The organism is Bradyrhizobium sp. STM 3562, from assembly GCF_045571435.1.
Lineage (GTDB): Bacteria > Pseudomonadota > Alphaproteobacteria > Rhizobiales > Xanthobacteraceae > Bradyrhizobium.
This window is the reverse complement of record NZ_CP120694.1, coordinates 2,056,821-2,078,882: the sequence shown is the minus strand read 5'-3', so window position 1 is coordinate 2,078,882 and position 22,062 is coordinate 2,056,821. Positions and strand designations below refer to the sequence as shown.

Annotated in this window: 16 protein-coding genes and 1 pseudogene; 7 read left to right on the top strand and 10 right to left on the bottom strand. The window is 61.5% G+C overall.

Going from position 1 to position 22,062, the window contains the following annotated elements; all coding sequences use genetic code 11:
* Positions 1–152: 152 nt before the first annotated feature.
* From P6U23_RS09595 to P6U23_RS09580, 4 genes are all read left to right on the top strand, one after another.
* Positions 153–1,334 carry an ABC transporter substrate-binding protein gene (locus P6U23_RS09595; RefSeq protein WP_407181395.1) on the top strand — a complete coding sequence of 394 codons (1,182 nt, stop codon included), beginning with the start codon at positions 153–155 and terminating at the stop codon, positions 1,332–1,334.
* 98 nt (positions 1,335–1,432) lie between these two features.
* Positions 1,433–2,308, top strand: coding sequence for a branched-chain amino acid ABC transporter permease (locus tag P6U23_RS09590; protein WP_407179358.1), 876 nt, complete (start codon positions 1,433–1,435; stop codon positions 2,306–2,308).
* A 2-nt stretch (positions 2,309–2,310) separates the two neighbouring features.
* Entirely contained in the window at positions 2,311–3,237 is a 927-nt protein-coding gene (locus tag P6U23_RS09585) for a branched-chain amino acid ABC transporter permease (RefSeq protein ID WP_407179357.1), read from the top strand.
* Positions 3,237–4,718 carry an ATP-binding cassette domain-containing protein gene (locus P6U23_RS09580; protein ID WP_407181394.1) on the top strand — a complete coding sequence of 494 codons (1,482 nt, stop codon included), beginning with the start codon at positions 3,237–3,239 and terminating at the stop codon, positions 4,716–4,718. The genes P6U23_RS09585 and P6U23_RS09580 overlap by 1 nt, the downstream gene beginning before the upstream one ends.
* 40 nt (positions 4,719–4,758) lie before the next feature.
* Here P6U23_RS09580 and P6U23_RS09575 read toward each other — a convergent pair whose 3' ends face one another.
* The 6 genes and pseudogenes from P6U23_RS09575 to P6U23_RS09550 form a co-directional block, all read right to left on the bottom strand.
* Positions 4,759–5,490 carry a Crp/Fnr family transcriptional regulator gene (locus tag P6U23_RS09575; RefSeq protein ID WP_407179355.1) on the bottom strand — a complete coding sequence of 244 codons (732 nt, stop codon included), beginning with the start codon at positions 5,488–5,490 and terminating at the stop codon, positions 4,759–4,761.
* 478 nt (positions 5,491–5,968) lie between these two features.
* Positions 5,969–6,682 (bottom strand): helix-turn-helix domain-containing protein, encoded by a 714-nt coding sequence (locus P6U23_RS09570; protein ID WP_407179354.1) that lies wholly within the window; start codon positions 6,680–6,682, stop codon positions 5,969–5,971.
* Positions 6,683–6,859: 177 nt separating this feature from the next.
* Positions 6,860–7,960, bottom strand: a complete 1,101-nt coding sequence (locus P6U23_RS09565; protein ID WP_407179353.1) for an ABC-type transport auxiliary lipoprotein family protein — start codon at positions 7,958–7,960, stop codon at positions 6,860–6,862.
* A gap of 2 nt (positions 7,961–7,962) precedes the next feature.
* Positions 7,963–8,742 carry an ABC transporter ATP-binding protein gene (locus P6U23_RS09560; protein WP_407179352.1) on the bottom strand — a complete coding sequence of 260 codons (780 nt, stop codon included), beginning with the start codon at positions 8,740–8,742 and terminating at the stop codon, positions 7,963–7,965.
* Positions 8,743–8,745: 3 nt separating this feature from the next.
* Positions 8,746–9,881, bottom strand: a pseudogene (locus P6U23_RS09555) (ABC transporter permease).
* 336 nt (positions 9,882–10,217) lie between these two features.
* Complete coding sequence (locus P6U23_RS09550; RefSeq protein ID WP_407179350.1) at positions 10,218–12,911, bottom strand: GNAT family N-acetyltransferase; 2,694 nt, start codon at positions 12,909–12,911, stop codon at positions 10,218–10,220.
* A gap of 185 nt (positions 12,912–13,096) precedes the next feature.
* On the opposite strand from P6U23_RS09550, the gene P6U23_RS09545 reads away from it, so the two are divergent.
* Both P6U23_RS09545 and P6U23_RS09540 read left to right on the top strand, forming a co-directional pair.
* Positions 13,097–14,080, top strand: a complete 984-nt coding sequence (locus P6U23_RS09545) for a zinc-dependent alcohol dehydrogenase family protein (protein WP_407179348.1) — start codon at positions 13,097–13,099, stop codon at positions 14,078–14,080.
* A 16-nt stretch (positions 14,081–14,096) separates the two neighbouring features.
* The gene (locus P6U23_RS09540) at positions 14,097–15,644 is read left to right on the top strand and encodes an AAA family ATPase (RefSeq protein WP_407179346.1); all 1,548 of its coding nucleotides are present in this window, start codon (positions 14,097–14,099) and stop codon (positions 15,642–15,644) included.
* A gap of 972 nt (positions 15,645–16,616) precedes the next feature.
* Here the strand turns inward: P6U23_RS09540 and P6U23_RS09535 are convergent.
* A complete protein-coding gene (locus tag P6U23_RS09535; RefSeq protein ID WP_407179344.1) occupies positions 16,617–16,838 on the bottom strand; it encodes a hypothetical protein in 222 nt (73 codons plus the stop codon).
* A gap of 381 nt (positions 16,839–17,219) precedes the next feature.
* Between P6U23_RS09535 and P6U23_RS09530 the strand changes: the two genes are divergently transcribed.
* On the top strand, positions 17,220–17,426 hold the full coding sequence (locus P6U23_RS09530; protein ID WP_407179342.1) for a cold-shock protein: 207 nt from the start codon (positions 17,220–17,222) through the stop codon (positions 17,424–17,426).
* A gap of 725 nt (positions 17,427–18,151) precedes the next feature.
* On the opposite strand, the gene P6U23_RS09525 is transcribed toward P6U23_RS09530, so the two are convergent.
* The 3 genes from P6U23_RS09525 to P6U23_RS09515 all read right to left on the bottom strand — a co-directional run bounded on the left by P6U23_RS09525 (position 18,152) and on the right by P6U23_RS09515 (position 22,051).
* Positions 18,152–18,721 carry a tetratricopeptide repeat protein gene (locus P6U23_RS09525; protein WP_407179340.1) on the bottom strand — a complete coding sequence of 190 codons (570 nt, stop codon included), beginning with the start codon at positions 18,719–18,721 and terminating at the stop codon, positions 18,152–18,154.
* A 54-nt stretch (positions 18,722–18,775) separates the two neighbouring features.
* Positions 18,776–20,374 (bottom strand): hypothetical protein, encoded by a 1,599-nt coding sequence (locus tag P6U23_RS09520; protein ID WP_407179338.1) that lies wholly within the window; start codon positions 20,372–20,374, stop codon positions 18,776–18,778.
* Between the two features lie 636 nt (positions 20,375–21,010).
* On the bottom strand, positions 21,011–22,051 hold the full coding sequence (locus P6U23_RS09515) for an IS110 family transposase (RefSeq protein WP_407179173.1): 1,041 nt from the start codon (positions 22,049–22,051) through the stop codon (positions 21,011–21,013).
* Between the last annotated feature and the right edge of the window lie 11 nt (positions 22,052–22,062).

The window sequence follows — 22,062 nt, the reverse complement described above, 5'->3', positions numbered from 1 at the left end:
TGCTTGATGAGATCGGCTGCGCCGTTACAATAGTTCCAACATACGAAAAGAATAACAAGTGGAGCGAAACACATATGAAAACGATACCCCAATCGCCTGTTTTTTGGTCATTGCGCGGGCTCTTGGCAGCGACCGCCCTGGGCCTGGTCACAATGGCTTCCCCACAGGCGCGCGCCGCAGACCCGATCAAGATCGGTGTCATTGCCGAGGCCCAGGCCATCGCCGGCGCATCCATCCCGCAAGCCGCGCAAATGGCCGCCGACGAGATCAACGCCAAGGGCGGGGTCGACGGCCGCAAGATCGAAATCGTCACCTATGACAATCACTCCTCGTCGGCGGATTCGGTTCGTGCGTTCCAGCGCGCGGTCAACGAGGACAAGGTCAACATCGTCATCGCCAGCTATATCAGCGAGGTCGTGCTGGCCCTGGAACCGTGGGCCTCACGCCTGAAAACGCCCTTCATCACGCCGGGCGCGGCTTCCAATGAGATCAGCAAGAGCGTGCATGCCGACTATGAGAAGAACAAATATACCTTCCATGGCTATCTGACGTCGGCCGCATTGGCGCAATCGGTCTGCGACGCCGCCAAGGAGCTGCTCGTCGATCAGAAGCACATGTCGAGCGCGGTGATCATGAGCGAGGACGCCGCCTGGACCAAGCCGCTCGATGTCGGATACGAGGAATGCCTGCCGAAAGTCGGCCTGAAGGTGCTCGATCACATCCGCTTCTCGCCCGATACCACCGACTTCACCCCGATCTTCAACAAGATCGAGGCCGCCAAGCCCGACGTGATCATCACCGGCATCTCGCATGTCGGCGTGCAGCCGACGGTACAGTGGAAGAACCAGCAGGTTCCGATCCCGATGTTCGGGATCAGCTCGCAGGCAACCAATTCGACCTTCGGCAAGGATACCAACGAGGCGGCCAATGGCGTGATCTATCAGGGTGTCTCCGGCACCGGCGTGGCGGTCACACCGAAGTCGGTCCCCTTCGCGGAAGGCTTCAACAAGCGGTTCGGCAATTATCCATCCTATGCCGGCTACACTGCTTACGATGAGGTCTATTACATCGCCGATGCGGTGAAGCGGGCAGGCTCGAGCGATGCCGACAAGCTGATCGACGCGCTGGAGAAGACGGATTGGGAAGGCACCATCGGACGGGTACAGTTCTACGGCAAGGACGATCCGTTCACCCATTCGATCAAATACGGCAAGGGGCTGATCACGGGATTGATGCTGCAGTGGCAGGACGGCCAGCAAGTGGCCGTCTGGCCGAAGGAAGTGGCCAAGGCCGAATTGAAGTTCCCAAGCTTCATCAAGGTCACCTCCAAGTGACGGCGAAAGCGAGCGCGCTCCCGGGTTCAGCCCGGGAGCATCATCCTGTCTGCTATTTGGTGGAGTGAAGGTAGCGGCGTTGCCGCGGCCGAATTTAGATGCTTGCTTTACAGATCCTGATCGACGGCTTCGCCGTCAGTGCCTTGTATGCGCTGGGCGCGACGGGCTTCACCCTCATCTTCGGCGTTTCGGGCGTGCTCAATCTGTCGCACGGCGCCATTATGGTGCTGGGTGCGGTGGCGGCCTGGGCTGCCGCAAGCATGCTGCACACCGACACCTATACCGGCGCGCTGATCGGGGTCGCAGTCGCGCTGATTGCGGCGTTTGCGACTTATTTCGCGGTGGTGCAGCCGATCCAGAGATCGAAGCGCATCCCCAACGAGGAGAAGGAGATCTTCGTCCTCACGGGAACGCTGCTCTGGGGGATCATGATTCAGGAGCTGATCGCGTATTTCTTCACCAACAACGCGAAGACGGTGCTCCCGATCGTGGAAGGCGTCGTCGACATCTTCGGCGTGCGCACGCCGAGAAATGAAATCTTCACCGCGATCGTCTGCTGGCTGGTCATCGGGCTGTTGTGGTTCATGGTGAACCGCACCCGCACCGGCAAGGCCGTGCTGGCCGCTTCGATGAACCCGCGTGGCGTGACCCTGCTCGGGCTTGAACTCAACAACATCTACCTGGTGGTCTGGGCGATCTACGGCGTGCTTGCCGGCATCGCCGGCGTCCTGCTCGGCATGTTCTTAGGGGTCAGCTCCTACAGCGTCGGCCCGCTCACGGCGAGCGCGTTCTCGATCGTGGTGCTCGGCGGCCTCGGCAGCGTGTCAGGCTCGCTGATCGCGGCCTTTGTGGTCGGCTACCTCGAGACCGTCACGGCGTATCTGATCTCGCCCGCCTACCGGACCATCCCGGCCCTGCTGCTCCTGGTCTTCGTCATGTATATCCGGCCGCAAGGCCTGCTGGGGAGGCGATGAGCATGACCGATTTCTTCAAATCGCGGCTGTTCCTGGTTTCGATCATCGTGATCGCCATCGCAGCGACCTTGCCGTACTACGTCTCCGGCTATGTGCTCGGGCTGCTCACGGTAGCCTATTATTTCGGCGTGTTCGCGATGGCCTGGGATCTCTTGTTCGGCTTCGCCGGCGAGGTCAATTTCGGGCCGACCTTCCTGATCGGGGTCGGCGCCTATACGGCGGGCATCCTCAACAATCAGTATGGATGGTCCGTTTATCTCTGCATCTTTCTCGGCGCGATGGCGGCCGTGATTGCCGGCTTCGTGCTGGCGCTTCCCGCACTGCGCGTCCGCGGCCCCTATTTCGGCCTGACCACGCTCGTCGCCGTGCTGATGCTGCAGAATTTTGTCGTGGTGTTCGCCGATCTCACCGGCGGGGAGATCGGCCTGACTATCCCTGACGTCATCACCATCAGCGCGAACATCAATTACTGGATCGCGCTCGGCTTCATGACGATCAGCGCGGCCATCCTTTACGGCCTGTCGCAATCCCCGATCGGTCTCGTGCTGCAGGCGAGCGGCCAGGACCCGGTGCAGGCCGGCGCGCTCGGCTTCAACATCGTCAAGCACAAGCTGTTCGCCTTTATCGTCAGCGCGTTCTTCTCGGGGCTGTCAGGCGCTTTGCTGGTGTTCTATTTCGGTACCGCGTCGGTCGGGACGGTGGTCGACGTCGCTGTCGGCGTCAACGTCATCGTCGCCGCGGTGCTTGGCGGCCGCCGCACCGTGTTGGGCGCGGCGCTCGGCGCGATCTTCCTGATCGTAGCAGGCGAATTCCTGCGACCAACCGGCGAGCTTGCGACCTTCATCGTCTCCTTCGTGGCGCTCCTGGTCGTGCTGTTCTTTCCCGGCGGCTTCCTCGGAGCCGCCCTGTCGCGCGAGGCTCGTTCGTGATGGATGCCCGCATCAACTCCCGCCCCACGCTTCAGGTCCGCGGCCTAGTCAAGCGCTTTGGCGGCCTTACCGCGGTGAAGAACCTCAGTCTCGACCTGCACGACGGCGAGATCCTCGGCCTGATCGGCCCCAACGGTTCGGGCAAGTCGACCGCCATGAAGTCCATCATGGGCATCGAGCGGCCAACTGCGGGCGAAGTCACTTTCGAGGGCGAAAACCTTGCGGGCCTGCCCGCGCACAAGATCGCGCGCAAGGGTTTTGGCATGGTGTTTCAGCACTCGCGGCCGCTGAACCGGCAGACCGTGCTGGAGAACATCATGGTCGCGCTGCTTCCCGACAGCCTCTTCATGCTGTTTCCCGACAAGGCGCTGACCGAACGCGCCAAGTGGATCGCGGAACGCGTCGGCCTCGGCCCGGTCATCGATCGCAAGCCGCCGACCTTGCCGTTCGCCGATCTGCGCCGGCTTGAGCTTGCGAAGGCGATCGCGCGCGACCCCAAAGTGGTGTTGGTGGATGAGCCCTTCGCCGGCCTGACCTTGGCCGAAGTCGGCACCTTCTCCGAACTGATCCGCAGCTTCCGCGACGAGGGGCGCGCCGTGCTTCTGGTGGACCACAACGTCAAGAGCGTGGCCGCACTGGTCGATCGCGTGCTTGCAATGTATCTCGGCGAGGAAATCGTCACCGGGCGCGCCGACGAGGTGATGCGCAACGAGACGGTGCGGCGCGTCTATCTCGGGGGCGCCCTTGAAACCCACGCTCGCCCAGAAACCAGCTTCAAGGACGCGGTGCCGGCGCTCGAGGTCAAGAACCTCGACGTCCGCTACGGCAAGGCGCAGGCGCTGGAGAACGTCTCCATTCACATCCATCACGGCGAATTCGTTTCGATTGTCGGGCTGAACGGAGCCGGCAAGACCACCCTGTTCAATGCCATCTCCGGCTTCCTGCCCTATAGCGGCGACATCGTGCGCGACGGCGAGAAGCTGCGTGGCATCAGCGCGGCCAAGATCGCGCGCTCCGGCATCGTGCAATGTCCTGAATCGCGCGAGTTGTTCGGCGAGATGACGGTGCGGGAAAATCTCGATCTCGGCGGGCAACATTTGTCCGAAGCCGAAAGGGAGCGGCAGCTCACCTGGCTGTTCGAGCTGTTTCCCATCCTCAAAGCACGCCAAGACCAGCTAGCGCAGACCTTGTCTGGCGGCGAGCAACAAATGCTGGCGATCGGCCGTGCGCTGATGATGCAGCCGAAGATCCTCATTCTCGACGAGCCGACGCTGGGGCTTGCGCCCGTCATTCTCGAGCAATTGTCCAAGGCGTTGGAAAAGCTTCGGCAGACCACGTCCATCACGGTGCTGCTGGGCGAGCAGAATGTGACTTTCGCGCTGCCCCACGCCGACCGTGTCTATGTTCTTGAGCATGCGCGCATCGTCTGGGAGGGAGATCCCGGCCGCTTCGCCGCGGAAGCCGGCGAAGGTTATCTTTGAGATAGCCCGCGCAAATCCGAACGAAGTCGAGAGGGCACTTTCAGCCCTCGCCGCCTGCGCCTGCTTCAGCGAGATCGCGCAACGCCGACGCATCGAGCACGATGATGGCACCGTGCTCCAGCCGAACCCAGCTGCGCGCGGCCCACGCGCGGAGCTGCTTGTTGATGCTCTCGCGGGTCATGCCGACCATTTCACTGATTTCCTGCTGGGTAATGGCGATGGTGTGGCTCTCGGGATCCGGCTTGCGCTTTTCGATCAGACCCAGCAACGCGCTCGCGAGCCGACCCGGCAAATCCTGAAGAATGACCTGCTCGACCTGCTCGCTCGTCCACCGCAGGCGCGCGCACAAGAGTTCGATGAACTTCATCGCCAGCGTCGGCTGGCTGCGGACGAAGGGAAGAAAGTCGCGGCGATCGATGACGAAAATCTCGCAATTGGTGTTTGCGATGGCGTCGGCGGAGCGCGGCTGGCCGTCCAGGACCGACATCTCGCCGAATACCTCGCCGGGCCCGACCAGGTTGAGGATCGCGTTACGACCGTCGGGCGATGAGATACTGATCTTCACCGTGCCGCTGATGACGGCGTAAAGGCTGTTGCCGGGATCGTCCTTGGCAAAGATCGAAGCGCCCCGTTTCAAGGCGGTGTGCTTGGCATAGCGGCAGAGTTGGTCGAGCGCCTCGGGCTCGAGATCGCGGAAGATCGGATGCTCGCGCAGAACCGATAATTTGCTGCTCGAGGGGCGGCGAGCATCTCCTGCCTTTTCCTGGGGCACGCCGAACTCCTGGAGGAACTGCTGGGCACGCAGTCCCTTCCCTAGTCAAGGAGCGCGTCATTTTCAACCGTAAAGCGCCCGGCGGCGGCGCAGAACACGCCGAATTCGAAGGCTGTCAACGCACGGAGGTCACAATCTCCTCGTGCTCTTCAACGTCCTTACAACGTCAGCGTATACGCTCGCGTGGCGGAAGCCGGCTCAATCGCTGGCATGTTCGCGTCTTTCAAGCGAGCTGGCCCGCGCTTAGAAGCTGCGTCGCCTTGGTGCCGGCGACGGCCGCGCCTGAGCCGGTCGGGTGCGACGATCGGCCCAGGCCAGCACGATTGCAAATCCAACAAACACGACGGTGACGGCTACGCTCACGACCAATGCATCAAACGGCATCATGATCTCCCCTTATCAACCTGAAGACATATTGCCTGTGGGGAGCGGTGGTCGTTGATGCGGATCAAGCCGCGGGCACGCCCGGCAGGATTTCCTACGCGGCCGTCAGCGCCTCCGCGCGGGCCGGATCCAAAAGGCGGATGCCGCCTTGAATGATCTCGATCACACCGTCACGCTCCAGCTTGGTGAAGGTTCGGCTGACCGTTTCGATCGTCAGGCCTAGGTAGTCCGCGATATCCTGGCGGCTCATCGGCAGCGGCAGGGTAGCGGAAGGGCCGGCATGCCGTGCCAGTCGGTCGCGCCAGTTGATCAGGAAGATCGCGACCTTCTCCTCGGCGGAGCGACGGCCGAGCAGCACCATGTGTTCCCTTGCCTGGCTCAATTCGCGGATGGCCAACTCATTGATACGGCGCAGCAAATGCGGCCTGTCCTCGGCAAAACGGAGAAAGGGGGCTTTCGAGAAACGGCACACTTCGACGGATCCGATCGCATCGGCCGAGAAGTTATTGCGCCCCGAGGTTGTCATTCCCAGGAAATCGCCGGGCAAGGAAAAGCCAACAATCTGCCGACGTCCGTCGGGCAGCAGCTTGTAAAGACGCATGACGCCGGCAAGCAGGCTGTAAAACCACGTGGTCATCTCCTCTTCGGCGAATACCGTTTCGCAGGCCGCGAACTGGACATGCCGGCCGAGGTGTTCGAACTCCTGCATCTCCGCCTTGTCGAGTGCGGCGCAGACACTGAACTGGCGTACCGCGCAATCGGCACAGGGTTGCCCATTGGGCTCGATTGCGGCCAGGGAAGCCTTCATCCATAGCTCCGAGCTGTCAGGCGGCCGCATCCGAGCTCGCCGATTCCGTCGATCCGGGACATCTTAGTCGAATGCCCAATTTGCGATTGATGCAGATCAAATCCAGCGACGGTTCCCGTCCCAATTTGGCGGCAAAATCAATGAGATCGGCAGCTCCCACTTTGGACGACACCACCGCTACAGCGCGCGCGCAGTCCAGTCGATCACGTCTTTGGCGATCCGGCCGAAGGCGTCATTGAAAGCCGCGACCGCCGCTGCCGGCTCGATCTGATCCAGCTTTTGGCGCTGCTCGAACAGGCGCGAGGCGATCACCTTGCCGCTCTTGTCCAGAAGCCTTGCCGACAGCGCGATCTCCGCCGCGGGCCCCTCATCTGTCGCGATCCGAAACCGCCTGAGATCGATCAGGAGCTGGAAGTCCGTCTGCCCGACGTCGACGCCGCGCAACGGCGCATGCGCGATGTCGTAGTTTTCGAAACTATCGAGCAATCTTGCCTGCAGCAGTTTGGGGATGCTGTCGGCCCAGAGGAAATCGGCGAAACCAGGGTAGTCCTTCGCCTGGGAAAACAGCATGCGTTGCGTCTCAAGCATGGCCACGGCGGTCGGCTCGGGGATTGCCAGCAGGCCCTTCAGCGCCTTGGCCGGAACTCCGAAATCTTGTGGTGCGCGGAGGTCGTAGGTGATCTTCTGGGCGGGGTTGCCGCCGCCGGTCATCTTTTCCAGCCCTGCGACGATGCCATCGAGCTTTCCGGAGTTGCGCGACAAGCCTTCCGAGAAGACCTTGAAATTGGCGATAGTGTCTTTCAACGGCTCGGCGTTCTCCGACAGCACCGCATCGACCTTGCGCAGTGCGTCACGCGCCGCCTGAGTCATGCTCTGGCCAGCGCCGGGCTCGGCGATCAGCGTGGACATTTGGCCCGAGGGCGGCAGCGAACCGCCCTCCAGCGCAATCACGGGAACGCCCGTCAGGCCCTGGAACTCGAGCCCGACCTTGTTATCGGGCCGGACCGGCGTCCCGGTGGCCACTGCGATTGTGGCGTTGACGCGCCGCGGATGGTCCGGCGAAAGCGCAAGCTCCGTCACCTCACCGACGCGGATGCCGTTGAACAGCACCGCGGCGCCCACCAAAAGCCCGGGCACCGAGCCGTCGAATTGCACATGGTAGGTCGTGCGCGGCCCCAGCCCGCCGGTATTGTTCAGCCAGTAGACGAAGCCGAAGACGGCGATGATCGCCGCAAGAACGAAGGCGCCGATCAGGACGAAGGGAGCGCGGGTTTCCATATTCAGCTCGCTCGAGGTTGCAGCATCTGGGAGCGCTTGCCGTGGAAATAGGCTCGCACCCAAGGATGCTCGGATTGAAGCAGTTCGCGCATCGGCCCGATCGCAACGATCTTGCCGTCGGCCAGCGCCGCCACGCGATCGCAGACCGTGTTCAGGCTCGCAAGATCATGGGTCACCATGAACACCGTCAGCCCAAGCGTCTTCTGCAATGTCTTGATCAGCGCGTCGAAATCGCCCGCCGAGATCGGGTCAAGGCCGGATGTTGGCTCATCGAGAAACACGATCGCAGGATCGAGCGCGAGCGCGCGTGCCAGCGCGACGCGCTTGGTCATGCCGCCGGACAGTTCAGAGGGAAACTTGTCGCCATCTTCCGGCGCGAGCCCGACCATCTCGAGCTTTGCGGTGGCGATCTCGTCCATCAATGCCTGCGACATCACCAGGTTTTCGCGCAGCGGAAACTGAATGTTCTGCCGCACCGTGAGCGAGGAGAACAGCGCACCTTGCTGGAACAGAATTCCCCATCGGCCGGCGACGTTCCGTGTAGCGCGATCCAGCGCATCTCCGATTGGCTTGCCCATGACCTCGATTTCGCCGCCCCACCGGGGAATCAGCCCGATAATCGTTCGCATCAGCACCGACTTGCCGCCGCCCGATGCGCCGACCAGCCCGAGAATCTCCCCTCCGCGCACGTCCAGCGACAAATGGTCGATCACCACCTGGCGGCCGAAACCGACCACCAGGTCGCGGACGCGGATCGCGAAAGGCTCTGCTGTCCGCTGCATCGGCTACATTCCAATCGACGCGAAGAAGATCGCGAAAAAGCCGTCCAGCACGATCACCAGGAAGATCGATTTCACCACCGAGGTCGTGGTTTGGCGGCCGAGCGATTCGGCGCTGCCCTGGACGCGCAGGCCTCGCTGCACGCGACAATCCCGATCACCAGCGCCATGAAGGGCGCTTTGAGAATGCCGACCTTGAAGGAGGTGACGGACACGGCCTCATGCAGGCGCGCGATATAGATCGCCGGCGACATGTCGCCATAGAGCTGCGCCACCAAACCGCCGCCGTAGAGCGCGGCGATCGAGCCGATGAAGGTTAGAATAGGCAGCGCGCACACCAGCGCGGCGACGCGGGGCAGAACCAACACGGCGATCGGGTCGAGCCCCATCGTCGAGAGGGCGTCGATCTCCTCGCGCATTTTCATCGAGCCGAGCTCGGCCGTACAGGAGCTCCCCGAGCGGCCGGCCACCATGATCGCGACGATCAAAACGCCGAGCTCGCGCAGCACCAGAATGCCGACCATATCGATCGTATAGGACTCGGCGCCGAATTTGCGGAAGTGAAAGAATCCCTGTTGCGCGACGATCGCGCCGATCATAAAGGTGATCAGCACCATGATCGGGATTGCCTGCCATCCGACCCGGTAGAACTGATAGACCACGGATGTGAAGCGCAGGGTTCGAGGCCTGCGCACCACGCTGACGAGGGCCATGAACAATGCGCCCAGCATCTCCATGAAAACGGCGACGTCCGCGCGCACCCCTACCGTGGCGCGGCCAAGATCACCCAGTTTGGCCAAGGCCGGATTAGGCGCAGGGGTCGGCGCCGGGTTGTGACGGTTGACCTGACCAACCTCTTCCATCAGGCCGGAATAATTGTCGGCAACACCGATGATTTCCGACGAATGCCCGGCGGAAGCGGCGCGCCGAGACAGCTTTTCCAGGAGCCAAGCCCCAAGCGTATCCAGTTCGCCCACCCCGGCCATGTTCACGCGTACGGTCTCCGACCGATCGAGTTCGGATACAACCGCTCCGGTGAGATGCTCCAGGCGCGCGACATTCGTCGCAATCCAGGCTCCTTCCGGGCGCAGCTCAAGCAAATTGCGTGACGGCGTGGCCGTCAAAACGGGTTCGGATGCCAAGGCTTGACCTTCCTTCAGTGCGGCCGTCGCTTGCGCGCAATTGCGAAGCTCCCGCAGCTACTAAGCCTTCGCGCAGCGGCGCAATTGACTTGGCTCAAATTACTTGGACGCGACTTGGAGCTTGCGACCGAAATTCACGCGACCTCTCTGGAGGCGCTACAGCTTGAGGCACGCACGTTGCAGGCGGAATTTCCGGCCCAGTTCATCATCCGTTGAACGGGATTCTGCCGTCGCTGATTATCCCATTGATCACGATCATCGTGAGAATCAGGAAACCGGCAACGGCTGCGCCGGCCGACCCCCGCTGTGACCGAGTAGGTCGCTGAGCCGCGTGATTTACAGCGTCAGCCGCACCTTGCAGAGATCAGCCTCGCCGAGATCCGACTTCACCTCGAAGCCAAGATCCCTGCACATGTCGAGCATCACGGTGTTCTCCCGCAGCACATCGCCCGAGATCGCCTTGAGCCCTTCGGATCTCGCATATTCGATGATGAGCTGCATCAGCGCCCAGCCCAATCCCTTGCCCTTGAGATCCGACCTCAGCAGGATCGCGTATTCGCCGCTCTCGTAAATCGAATCGGAGTGGATGCGCACCACGCCGACCAGCTCGTGGCTCGCCTCGTCGAAGGCGACGAAGGCCATCGCGCGCGCGTAGTCGAGTTGGGTCAGACGGGCAATGAACTGATGGGTGAACTCCTTCATCGGCGCGAAAAAACGCAGACGCAGGTCGTTGGGCGTGACGTGGCGCAGCAGCTCGTGGATCAGCGGCTCATCGTCGGGGCGGATCGGCCGCACAAAGACCCGCCAGCTATCCCTGATCTGAATGTGCCGCTCCCATCGCGACGGATAGGGACGCACCGCAAAATTGGCCGGACCTGCGCCACTGAACTTCGGCGCCACGCGCCCGACGGCAACGCGCGCGTCGACTGCCATGACTCCGTTTTCGTCCGCCAACAGCGGATTGATGTCGAGCTCGCGGATCTCGGGAATATCGGCGGCCATCTGCGAAAGCTTGACCAGCGCCATCGCCACCGCATCCTGCTTGACCGCGGGCACGTCGCGATAGGCGCGCAACAATCGGGAGACGCGGGTCTGCTCGATCAGGTCTCGCGCCAATTGCAGATCGAGCGGCGGCAGTGCCAGAGCCTTGTCATTGATGATTTCGGCAGCGGTGCCGCCGCGACCGAATACGACGACGGTGCCGAAAGTCGGATCGTCGGTGAAGCCGAGGATCAGCTCCCGCGCCTTGGCTCGAACCATCATCGCCTGAACGATGACACCAGAAATCCGCGCTTCCGGGCGAAGAGCCTTTGCGCGCGCCATGACATCGAGTGCGGCGGCGCGCACCGCGTCGGGATTGGTGAGATTGAGCACGACGCCGCCGACATCGGATTTGTGCACGATATCGCGTGAGCTGATCTTCAAAACGACGGTTGCGCCGCGTGCAAACAGCTCCGAGGCGTAACCGACCGCCTGATCGGGGTCGGCGGCGGCAAAGGTCGGCACCATCGCGATATCGTAGGCTTCGAGCAGCCGCTTGATCTCGACCGGATCCAGCCATTGCCGGCCGTCGGCGAGCGCCGTATCGACAATCCGCCTGGCTGCCTCGACATCGGGCGCGAAGGTGGTCGGCATGGCGGGCGGCACCTGCATCAGTGCGTCCACGACCTCACGATGGCGCAGCAGATGCATGAAACCGCGCACCGCATCATCTTCGGTCGGGTAATTGGGAATTCCTGCGCTGCTCAGCGTGTCGATGATGTCAGGTCGCGCGCCGACCCACACCGCAAGGATCGGCTTGGCCCAGCGCTTCTGCTGCTTTCGATAGTCACTCACCAGTCTGGTGATCGTGGCGGCGCTCTCCTCGGTCGACGCCAGCGCGGTCTGGACATTCATGACCAGCACAGCATCATTGCCGGGATCGGCGAGCAGCAGTTCGAGAGCCGCCGCGTAACGTGCGGCATCGGCATCCCCGATGATATCGACCGGATTGCAGCCGGACCAGGTCCGCGGCAACACGGCATTGAGTTTTTCGAAAGTATGCGGCGCAATGGCCGCCGGAACACCGCCAAGCTCGACGAGCCGATCAATCGCAAGCACGCCGATGCCGCCGCCATTGGTCAGGACAGCCAGGCGCTTTCCTGGCGGCGATTCCAGGCGTCCCACCGTCTCCGCACAGTCGAACAATTCGCGAAGGTGCGGGACGCGCAGAATGCCGGCGCGGCGGAATGCAGCATCATAGACGGCATCGGCGCCGGCGAGCGCTCCGGTGTGGGTCGCAGCCGCCCTGGCGCCCTGCCCCATCCGGCTGGACTTCACCACGACCACGGGCTTGATTCTTGCCGCGGCGCGCGCCGCCGACATGAATTTGCGGGCGTCCTTGATTGCCTCGATGTAAAGCAAAATCGCGCGGGTCTGGCCGTCCATCGCGAAGTGATCGAGCAGGTCGGCAATGTCGACGTCGAGCTGATCGCCGATCGAGACGATGCCGGAAAAGCCTACCCCGCGCTGGGCCGCCCAATCGACCATCCCGGCAGCTATGGCACCGGACTGTGAGATCAGGGCGAGTGAGCCCGCACAGGGCACGTGCGCAGCAAAGCTTATATTCAGCTTTGCGCCCGGCATCATCACGCCCAGGCAATTCGGCCCGACCAGACGCATGCCGTATCGCCGGGCCGCGCGCTCCGCCAAATCCGCGAGCGAGCCTCGCCCGCTGCCAAGGCCGGCGGTTATGATCAGGGCGCCGGCGCTGCCGAGCTTTCCCGCCTGGTCGATGATTTCGGGGATCGCGCCCGGCGGGGCCGTAAGGACGACGAGTTCGGGCGCGAACGATAGCTGGTCGAGCCTGCGGACCGCGGAGATGCCATCAATTTCCGCGTAGCTGCGATTTACCAGCCCAAATTGGCCGGCGAACTTTGCCTTTAAAACATTCCCGAGAATAGCCCGGCCAATCGAGTTCCGGCGCGGGCTCGCGCCAACCAGCGCGACCGAGCGGGGCGACAGCAGCTCCTTCAAACGGTAGGTCGACATCAGTGGTATCGGTGAGTTTGTACCGGCTTAGCATATTATTGCTTCCAACGCGCAGGACCTTGGATGCGCTCCCAAATATGCAACCCTTCTTGCGTCAGCGGCTTTGACAGAAGTCAAGATAGCCGATCCGGGCCGGTATACTGCGTTCTCTGATCCGGACGGCCCTTGCGGAGGAGAGTTCAGGGATGCGCGCGATGGTACTGCCCGAACGGGGGTCCGACCTTCAATTGCAACAGCGGCCCGACCCGCAACCGGGTGAGGGAGAAATCCGCGTGGCGGTGAGTGCATGCGGGGTCTGCCGAACCGATCTCCATGTCGTCGATGGAGAGCTTCCCGACATCAAATACCCCATCATCCCCGGCCATGAGATCGTTGGCCGCGTCGATCTGGTCGGCTCTGATGTCACGACTCACCGCATCGGCGATCGAGTCGGCATACCCTGGCTGGGACATACCTGCGGCGTTTGCCGGTTCTGCAAAGAAGGCATGGAAAACCTCTGCGAGCGTCCGCTCTTCACCGGTTACACCCGGGACGGCGGTTTTGCGAGCCACACCATCGCCGATGCGCGCTACGCCTTCCCGCTCGGCGAAGACGGCGATGATATTTCGATTGCCCCTTTGCTCTGCGCCGGGTTGATCGGATGGCGCTCGCTGGTGATTGCGGGAAGCGCCGAGCGGCTGGGCATTTATGGCTTCGGTGCGGCAGGCCACATCATTTGCCAAATTGCAGTTTGGCAAGGCCGCTCCGTTTACGCATTTACGCGACAAGGTGACCTGGCTGCGCAGGAATTCGCTCGGCAGCTCGGCGCGGTGTGGGCCGGCGGATCGGATACGAGGCCCGAGCAAGCGCTCGATGCCGCGATCATCTACGCCCCGGCCGGTGAACTGGTTCCGGCGGCGCTGCGAGCTGTGCGCAAGGGCGGTCGCGTCGTCTGCGCCGGCATTCACATGAGCGATATACCCAGCTTTCCCTACGCAATACTTTGGGAAGAACGGCAGCTCGTATCCGTGGCCAATCTGACGCGCCAGGATGGATTGGATTTCCTGAAGATCGCGCCGCAAGCCGGGGTCAAAACCCAAACGACCGCTTTCCCGCTCGAGCAGGCCGACGACGTTCTGACGAGATTGCGAACAGGACAGATCCTGGGCGCGGCCGTACTCCGACCTTAACCGCGGCAGGTGAGGTATGATGGTTTCAGCGACGAGCGACTCTCATCTGCAACAGCGCGTTTTTGCTTTTCTGACCGATCCTGCCGTTCACCCGAACGTAGAGCGGATCGACACGCACGCCGCGTCGGTTTTCCTCGAAGGCAATCGCGCGCTCAAGATCAAACGGGCCGTCCGCTTTCCGTTTCTGGACTATTCCACGCTCGAAAAACGAAAGGCCGCCTGCGACGAGGAGCTGAAGGTCAATCGGCAGTTTGCGCCACAACTCTACCGCCGCGTCGTGCCAATCACCCAAACGCCGGATGGATCACTGAGCATCGATGGAAATGGTACACCGGTCGAGTACGCCCTCGAAATGACACGGTTCGACGAACGCCAGACGATCGATCATCTCGCACGAGCCGGCGCGCTCAACCGCGATCTCGTCGATGCGGTTGCCGACACCATTGCGGCCTCCCATCTGACCGCCCGCCAGCTAGCAGCCGAATCCTGGCTGCGATCGATTCCAAAAATTATTGAAGATAATACGGCCGCGCTGCGAGCGGCGTCGCTATTCTCCGCTGGCGATGTCGAGCAGCTTGGCAAGGCCTCGCAGGCTGCATTCTCCAGCGTACGCGACTTGCTGCAGCAACGCGGCAAAGCGGGATATGTCAGGCGCTGCCACGGCGATCTGCATTTGGCGAACATCGTCGTGATCGCAGGAAGACCGATTCTTTTTGACGCGATTGAATTTGATGAACAGATCGCTTCCACTGACGTGCTTTACGATCTGGCATTCCCGCTAATGGACCTGCTTCGTTATGGCAGGCGGGAAGCCGCAAATGCGCTTCTCAACCGTTATCTCGCGCTCACGCCCGCCGAGAACCTCGACGCGCTGTCGGCGCTTCCGCTTCTGATGTCGATCCGCGCTGCCATTCGCGCGCATGTGCTCGCGGTGCGGATCGATCCGGCCAAGCCCGGCAAGGCAGCGGCCATCACCGAGCATGCCCGCGCGTATTTTGATCTGGCGAGACGATTGATCGATCCGTGCCCGCCGACGCTGATCGCCGTCGGCGGATTGTCCGGAACCGGCAAATCGGTGCTGGCGCGAGCGCTTGCGCCCGGCATTCTTCCGGAACCCGGCGCTGTGGTCTTGCGCAGCGACGTGCTGCGCAAGCATCTCTTCGGAATCGGCGAGAAGGAAGCACTGCCCGGCAGCGCCTATCGCGCGGACGTCAGCCACGACGTTTACGACATTCTCGCCGAGCGCGCCGGTCGCGTCATTTCCCAAGGCCATTCCGCGATCGCGGACGCGGTGTTTGCCCGCGGGGCCGAGCGGACGGCCATCGCCGATGTCGCCCACAGTTCCAACGTTCGCTTCATCGGCATCTTTTTGGTGGCCGATCTTCAAACCCGCCAGGCAAGAGTTTCGCAGCGCGAGGCCGATGCCTCGGATGCGACGGCGGAAGTCGCCCGCCTTCAGGAGCAATATGAGCTCGGCAATATCGACTGGACGATCATCGATGCCTCGGGAACGCCTGAGGCGACCGCTAGAGCGTGCCGCGCTCGCATTCTTTCCTCGACGTAACTCACAACCAGCCCACCATGCCACCAGATGTTGCGAGACTAGACTAGGGTCTGAACTCAACCAGCCTCAGGACGGGGTTCCGCTTCCGACCCGAAGGAGCCAGTCTCAATCTCATGCCATAGAGACGGGTGACACCATCTGGTTGCGGTAAGCGTAACCGTCAGCGGTTGGCGACACACGCGGTAGGGAAGGCTTAATCGAGCTGGCCGCATCACGGTTTAACCTGGCCGTGATGCTGCGCATGATCACAGACCTGCCCGCCGGCGACCACAAACGTCGGCGGGTTTTTGTTTCGGGCGCGGGATGCCGCGCTCAATCCTTAACGTCAGGGTCGAATCTTCTGTCGCGAACGAGATCGATGGCCTCGGGCAAACATGACGCAATCCTCGCCCAATGGGTAACTGTCGGCTGCCAATCGAGGGACATCAGTCGCGGTCGCGAATAGCCGGAGATCACCCGAAAGGCGTCGCCCGTCCAATATCCGATCGCAACCTCACTCTTGCCTATGAGCTTGAGACTTGGCGGTTGGCCGGCTGCGGACACGATCAACAGCAGGCGCTCCTTCGCCGGTGGCGTTCGAAGTGGATACGCGTTCCATTCGATTGTCTGCAACGTTCGCTGGATCACGGCCGGATTTGCTCCGGTAAGGCGGTGACGAGCAAGGGCGCGCGGCTCATTGTGCGCTCACACCGCGGGCGCAGACCTCAAACCCGCCAGTTTAGCCGGCCGAGTTTTCTTGGTGGCTGGACGCGGCGGGCTGGCGATCCTGTTCTTTAAGCCGATGTCTAGAGTTGCAGCCGGTTCCGCCCGCCGCTGAGGCCGCGCGGCCCAACGCTTTTCGGACCTTCTTTGAAGGTCGAGAGGGACGGTACACACGACCCACCTCCGATCCTCCTGCTCCAGGCTCCTCAACGCGCGTTGGGCCCGAAGGATCCGGAACGGCGCTTTCGGGCTTCGGTCCCGCGCTTTTCGTCACGACCAAGGTGGCTCCTCGCTAGCCTCTGTCTTCTCGGCAACTGTGACGCCCGCCCAATGTAAGCCTGTCAACAATACGGCTTTTACAGACACAGGATTAAGATCAAGATCCTTGAGATTTGGCGGGCGTACCTCGGGCTGTGTGCCCTTCAACTGGATCGCCACGTGCAAGTGGTGGCAAAGGTGCTCGACAATCCGATTGACCTGATCGTCCGTCATGTTCGCCCTCTCGCTGCTCATCGGTCCTGATCTTCCCGCAAAAGTTGATCCTGATCGTCCCATGTGCCGCCTAGCCAAGAGTATCGGGCTTGGGAGCGCCTGTGTCACGAGCAGGCGGCGCGCGGATCTCGAAGATCACGCGGAAGGCGCTGGCAGCCATTGAGCGCGATGCAGCATGAACCGCGAGCGCCGATCGCATAAGAACCGGCAGCGGCTGGCGAGACAAGCAAGGCGGCTTAGGCGGTAATAAATTATTAACAATTATGGCGGACAGCCGTCGCCGTGACCATTCAGCGACGGCTTTTTGCCGCGGGCTTGCCGCTAGATCGACTGAGGAATCACGTTCGTTCAATCGTTCTTTTTGTCTGAGGAGATTTTGAAGTGGCTATTGGGACGGTGAAGTGGTTCAACGCGACGAAGGGGTATGGCTTCATCAAGCCAGACGAAGGCGGGCCGGACGTATTCGTCCATATCTCGGCTGTTGAAAGGGCTGGATATACTGGTCTCGCTGAGGGCGCCAAGGTCAGCTATGAGCTTGTCACGACGCGGAATGGCAAGACGGCTGCCGAAAATCTGCGCATCGGCTGATTGCCTATCCCATGACCCTTCAAAGTGTCGCGTTTGAAGCGGACGTAACTCGCTGCGTCCACTGCGATAGGAAGGCTGAGCTAATGTTCAGCATCACCAGCCCGAAGGACGGCCGAACCCTTTGCATATTTCGCTGCGAATGTGGAAAAGTGACGGCCGAGAACCGCCGCTCAAAGTAAGCGCGGCGTTCGGCTCGGGCCCGACCGTCAAAAAAACGCCTCGGGCTCGAAATTATTGTGTCCCGGCGGGACCTGCTACTGGGCCCCTGAAATCCCCAAACGCTGTTAGAATTAGCAGACCCGGAGCCGAGCAAGTGTGAGCTTGCTCACTATCATGGTCGTTGTTTGCAACGGCTGCCGACACGGCAAGCGGCCGCGGCGAGCTGGTGGAGAGGCTGTCTTCGTCAGGCATGATCGTACTCCTCGGTTTGTGAGGGCACCGAGCGTGCGTTGCGACGCGCAGATCGTGTCTGCTTTCAGAGGCTTGCGGCCGTGGGGATGTCGTGGGGCCGCTCTAGGTCCGCAGCCAATGGACCCGAAGCAGACTCGCGTTGGAAACCCAAGCCGTCGTCGTCAGACAGCGGAAATGGCGGCATTGGCGAAAGACGTGGAGTGTGGCTGGATGATCCCGCACGATAATCGGTCCGCTGGATCGCGCCTCATTTCTGTACCAACAACTCGGGCTAACTCTACGCAGCGGTTCGCCCCCCGGGGCCCAATCTGATCTCAACGCGCTGCTAACCTCTTGTAGGCCGCAAGGGCCCGCTTGAGGTCATCATACTCCGCACAAGGAATGAGGCAGAGATTTTCGAGTGCCATAAGCCGTTGCTCCGCTTTGGTGGGCTCGCCAAGCACTAGATAGGCCTCGCCAAGATGCTCATGCGCGCTGCGGTGGCGGGGATTCAGCATCAACGCCTGCTGATAATGACCAATAGCCGGACCGAGCTGACGGAGCCGTCGATAGGCATAGCCGATATAGTTCTGGATATCGGCATTAAGGGGGTCCCGCAGTGCGGCGAGTTCGAACGCGGCGATAGCGCCATTCCAATCCTCTGCCGCGAGCGCCCTTTTGCCGACCTTGAAATCGGGATCGAGCTGCGCCCACTCGGCATCCGATGCGACTGACGCCATGGTGGTGCAGATCGGCCAGGCTTCGGGCGTGATCGCGGCCTCAATTCTACGGTCGAGCCCGCCGACTAGCGGTTTGGTTCTCCACTCCGGCATGCTCATCGCATAGACGGCGATACCGGCGACCAGTGCACCCGGCACTGTCGCCAATGCGATCGCGCGGATCATCGTTGTCATCTCGGTGTTGACGGCTGCCGGGCGTCGAGCCAGACAACCGAACGGTCATTGTCGTGCACTCCCTACAGTATCATTCCGCAAGTATGCCTTGGCCTCACGAATTTCCTGCCGCTCCGTATCGGCGTTCTTGGTTAGCTCCACCAGTTTGCCAAAGTACTCGGTTGCCTTCAGGCGGTCGCCGGCACCTTCGGCAGCGCGGGCAGCTCCCCAGAACGCGCGGAAGCGATTGGGAGTTTGCTTGAGTGCGGTCTCGAATTCGCTCAGCGCGGCTGCGGGCTGCCCGACCTCAAGAAGCAATTCCCCCAGCAGCTCGCGGAACGGAAACAAGCGGTTCTCCATCGCCACGTGTTTGAGGCTGCCATCTTCGCTGTCGGCGGCCGCCCGCATGAATTTCAGGGCCCGATCGCGGTCGCCTTCTTTCAGTGCCACCCAGGCGGAAATGGCAAGCATTTGCTCTTCGGTGCGGTCGGCCCAGTAGGACTGGTCGGCCCCCTGCAGCGTCGTGCGCAACACCTTCATCGCTTCGATTTCTCCCTTGGCGCCGGCAAGATCGCCGGTACGCGCCATGCCGAGACCGCGTGTGAAGCGGAGTAGTGAATCAGCCATGGGATATTTGGTGGGTGTCATCGACATCGCGGCCGCGCCGGCCCAGTCCGCCCTCTCCAGGACATAGCGCGCCGGCATGACGGCCTTGGCCGTGAAATTGACGAAGTTGATCGGTCGATCGCCGCGATCGGCGGTGGCCAGTGACTTCTTGATCATCGCGTCCGCCTTGGCGTCCTGCGCGAGCTGCAGATGCGCATAGACGGTAAAGTCTGACGCGTGATAGTAGTCGGGCTGGATTTCAAGCGCCGAAGCGTTTGAGGCGATGGATTCTTCCCAAAGTCCGACCATGGAATAGATGTGCGACGGCATGTGCCGCGCATGCGGCACGGCCGGAGCAATGCCGGCGTAGCGACGGGCCGACGCAACACCTCTCTCGGCAAGCGGCGCAAAGTCGTAGGCGTGAATGAGATAGTGGGTCACGCCTGGATGTTGCGGGTTCCGCTCGAACAATCTTTCCAGAACCGCTGCGGATTTGAGCTGGTTGACATAGGTGAGGTCGTTTTTCGGCGCCGAGGCTTGCAGCGTTAGCGCATAGTACGCCTGCACCTCGTAGTCGTCAGGATAGGTTTGCGCCATCCGCTCCATCGCGGCGCTGTAGGCCGCCAGGCGGGCATCCACCGCGACTCTATCATAATCGCGGAAATAGGCGCTCAGGGCCTCGATCCAGTCGCGCTCACGCTGCGTCTTGACCCCAGTAGCCCGCGCCTTCTCCAACGCGTCCCAGGCTGCCTGCGCCTCCGCTCGCGTCGGCGTGGTTGCCAGCGTGTTGCCAAGGAGGTCCATCGCCACCCCCCAATATGCCATGGCGCAGGTGGGATCCTGCTGCAGAATCGCTTCAAACTTCCGTCTGGCGATCAGAAACCAGTACGAATGCAGCATGGCGACGCCGCGGTCGAACTCGGCCTGCACATTGGGGTCGCAAGATGTAGGAAAGCTCACTTTGCCGAGCGGTTGGTCTTGCTGGGCGATTGCGCCGCTTACCAACGCGGCGGTGATTAGGCCGGTCGCAAACAGTGTTCGTACCGACTGAGTGCCCATTGTAAGCCTCCTCTCCAGCTTACAAGCGACGGCGCGCGAGCTTGCACGACCGCCATGCTTTCGAGATTCCTGTTGTCCGGTTGTCCTGCAAAAGGCGCCGACGAACACAGTCCCGGGCGCCCCAAATCGCGCCCGCAGATCAAGATCAAACGAGATTTATAATTTGCCCGCCGAAGGCACTGTCGCTGCCGTTGACTTATTTGCGGGAGGGCGGCACGACCCGGTGGCAGCTCATCTTAAAAAGGCTACTCCACATCCCACGTCCCTAAAAGAGCAGGAAGACTTCCGTACTTGGCCCTTCTGCGAAGTACCAGCTTGCCCCGCCCGCCGAGGTGCGGACAGAGGGGTACAACGGACTCGATTTGCTCACGTTGAGTTCTTCGCATTTTGACCCTGGCTGTTCTCTAATTCCGGGCCTGCGGTCAAGACTCTCCAAAGACGTCCTTGCCGGGTTCATGGTTCTCTCCGCGGTAGGGGCATGCCCTCCGCATGATGGCGTAGGATGACGCTGGCGGATCAATGTGTGAAGCGCGCTTGCCTTTTGAGCATCGCAAAGCCAGGGGCGATCGCACCAACGCCAGCGTCCCGGCAGGGACCTTGGATTCCGCCGGTGGTCGGCGGGAATTCGCTGGTTTGCTATATTGTTTGCATGGCGGTCTCCTTTGACGACCATCTAAATTCGGTACCATCGATCCACATCCGATGCAGAATGACCGCGAGCTTTCGCGCGACCGCAACCTTGGCTTTGCGCAGCCCGCTTCGCTTTGCCAGCCGAATGCCCCAGGCTTTGAGCGCTGACCATTTTGCCACGCGTGTGAGCAGCACATTGGCTGCCTCGAAGAGATAACTTCGCAACATTTTGTCGCCGCACTTCGAGATTCGACCCGTCCAGTCGATCTCGCCGGAGGAGTATCGTCGGGTCGTTAGTCCGACATAGGCCCCGACGCTTCTTGACTTTTTGAAGCGCATAGGGTCGTCGATCGTTGCAAGAAAGCAAAGAGCCGTGACAGGTCCGATGCCAGGTGCCGTCATAAACTGTCGCACTTGAGCATTGCTGCGTGCGAGCTTCATAACCTTACGGTCGAGATCCGCAATCTGCTGCTCGATGGCAACTCGCGCGGTGAGTAGCGGCGTTACCGCCACGGCGAGTTCCGGCCTATCTTTGGTGAGCTCCGCAGCACGCAATGCGAACACGTTCATCTTTGCTTGGCCAATAACCAGCCCGAGGTTCTTTAGAAGCCCGCGGATTTCGTTCTCGAGATCCCGCTTGATCTTGACGAGCAGAGCCCGGCTGACCAACAGAGCCTTCACCGCATGACTGTCGAGGTCTTTGACGCGCACCTCTTTATACCATCCGCATTGCATGATGCGGGCGATGCCTGCGGCATCGTTGCGGTCGCTCTTGTTGACCTGCATTTTCAACACCGCCTTGGCGTGCCTGGCATCGATGCAGATGACGGGCAGCCCCAGCTTATTCAACTCGGTCCACAGCCATGTCGACGTTGCCCCTGTTTCGAGCCCGATCCGCGCGACATACGGCGCGTTTGACTGGATGAATGCCGCGATCACCTCCGGGTCGGAATCAACAACTCCCTCACGTTGAATCTTCCCCGCCCGATCAACGATGCAGATCGTTGTTAGCTTCAGCGAAACGTCCAGTCCAACATAATGCTCCATTGCAGTTCTCC

Coding starts and splice junctions, on each gene's coding strand:
- P6U23_RS09595 (WP_407181395.1), top strand. CDS start 153: ATGGCTTCCCCACAGGCGCGCGCCGCAGACCCGATCAAGATCGGTGTC.
- P6U23_RS09590 (WP_407179358.1), top strand. CDS start 1,433: ATGCTTGCTTTACAGATCCTGATCGACGGCTTCGCCGTCAGTGCCTTG.
- P6U23_RS09585 (WP_407179357.1), top strand. CDS start 2,311: ATGACCGATTTCTTCAAATCGCGGCTGTTCCTGGTTTCGATCATCGTG.
- P6U23_RS09580 (WP_407181394.1), top strand. CDS start 3,237: ATGGATGCCCGCATCAACTCCCGCCCCACGCTTCAGGTCCGCGGCCTA.
- P6U23_RS09570 (WP_407179354.1), bottom strand. CDS start 6,682: ATGAAGGCTTCCCTGGCCGCAATCGAGCCCAATGGGCAACCCTGTGCC.
- P6U23_RS09565 (WP_407179353.1), bottom strand. CDS start 7,960: ATGGAAACCCGCGCTCCCTTCGTCCTGATCGGCGCCTTCGTTCTTGCG.
- P6U23_RS09560 (WP_407179352.1), bottom strand. CDS start 8,742: ATGCAGCGGACAGCAGAGCCTTTCGCGATCCGCGTCCGCGACCTGGTG.
- P6U23_RS09550 (WP_407179350.1), bottom strand. CDS start 12,911: ATGTCGACCTACCGTTTGAAGGAGCTGCTGTCGCCCCGCTCGGTCGCG.
- P6U23_RS09545 (WP_407179348.1), top strand. CDS start 13,097: ATGCGCGCGATGGTACTGCCCGAACGGGGGTCCGACCTTCAATTGCAA.
- P6U23_RS09540 (WP_407179346.1), top strand. CDS start 14,097: ATGATGGTTTCAGCGACGAGCGACTCTCATCTGCAACAGCGCGTTTTT.
- P6U23_RS09535 (WP_407179344.1), bottom strand. CDS start 16,838: ATGACGGACGATCAGGTCAATCGGATTGTCGAGCACCTTTGCCACCAC.
- P6U23_RS09525 (WP_407179340.1), bottom strand. CDS start 18,721: ATGATCCGCGCGATCGCATTGGCGACAGTGCCGGGTGCACTGGTCGCC.
- P6U23_RS09520 (WP_407179338.1), bottom strand. CDS start 20,374: ATGGGCACTCAGTCGGTACGAACACTGTTTGCGACCGGCCTAATCACC.
- P6U23_RS09515 (WP_407179173.1), bottom strand. CDS start 22,051: ATGGAGCATTATGTTGGACTGGACGTTTCGCTGAAGCTAACAACGATC.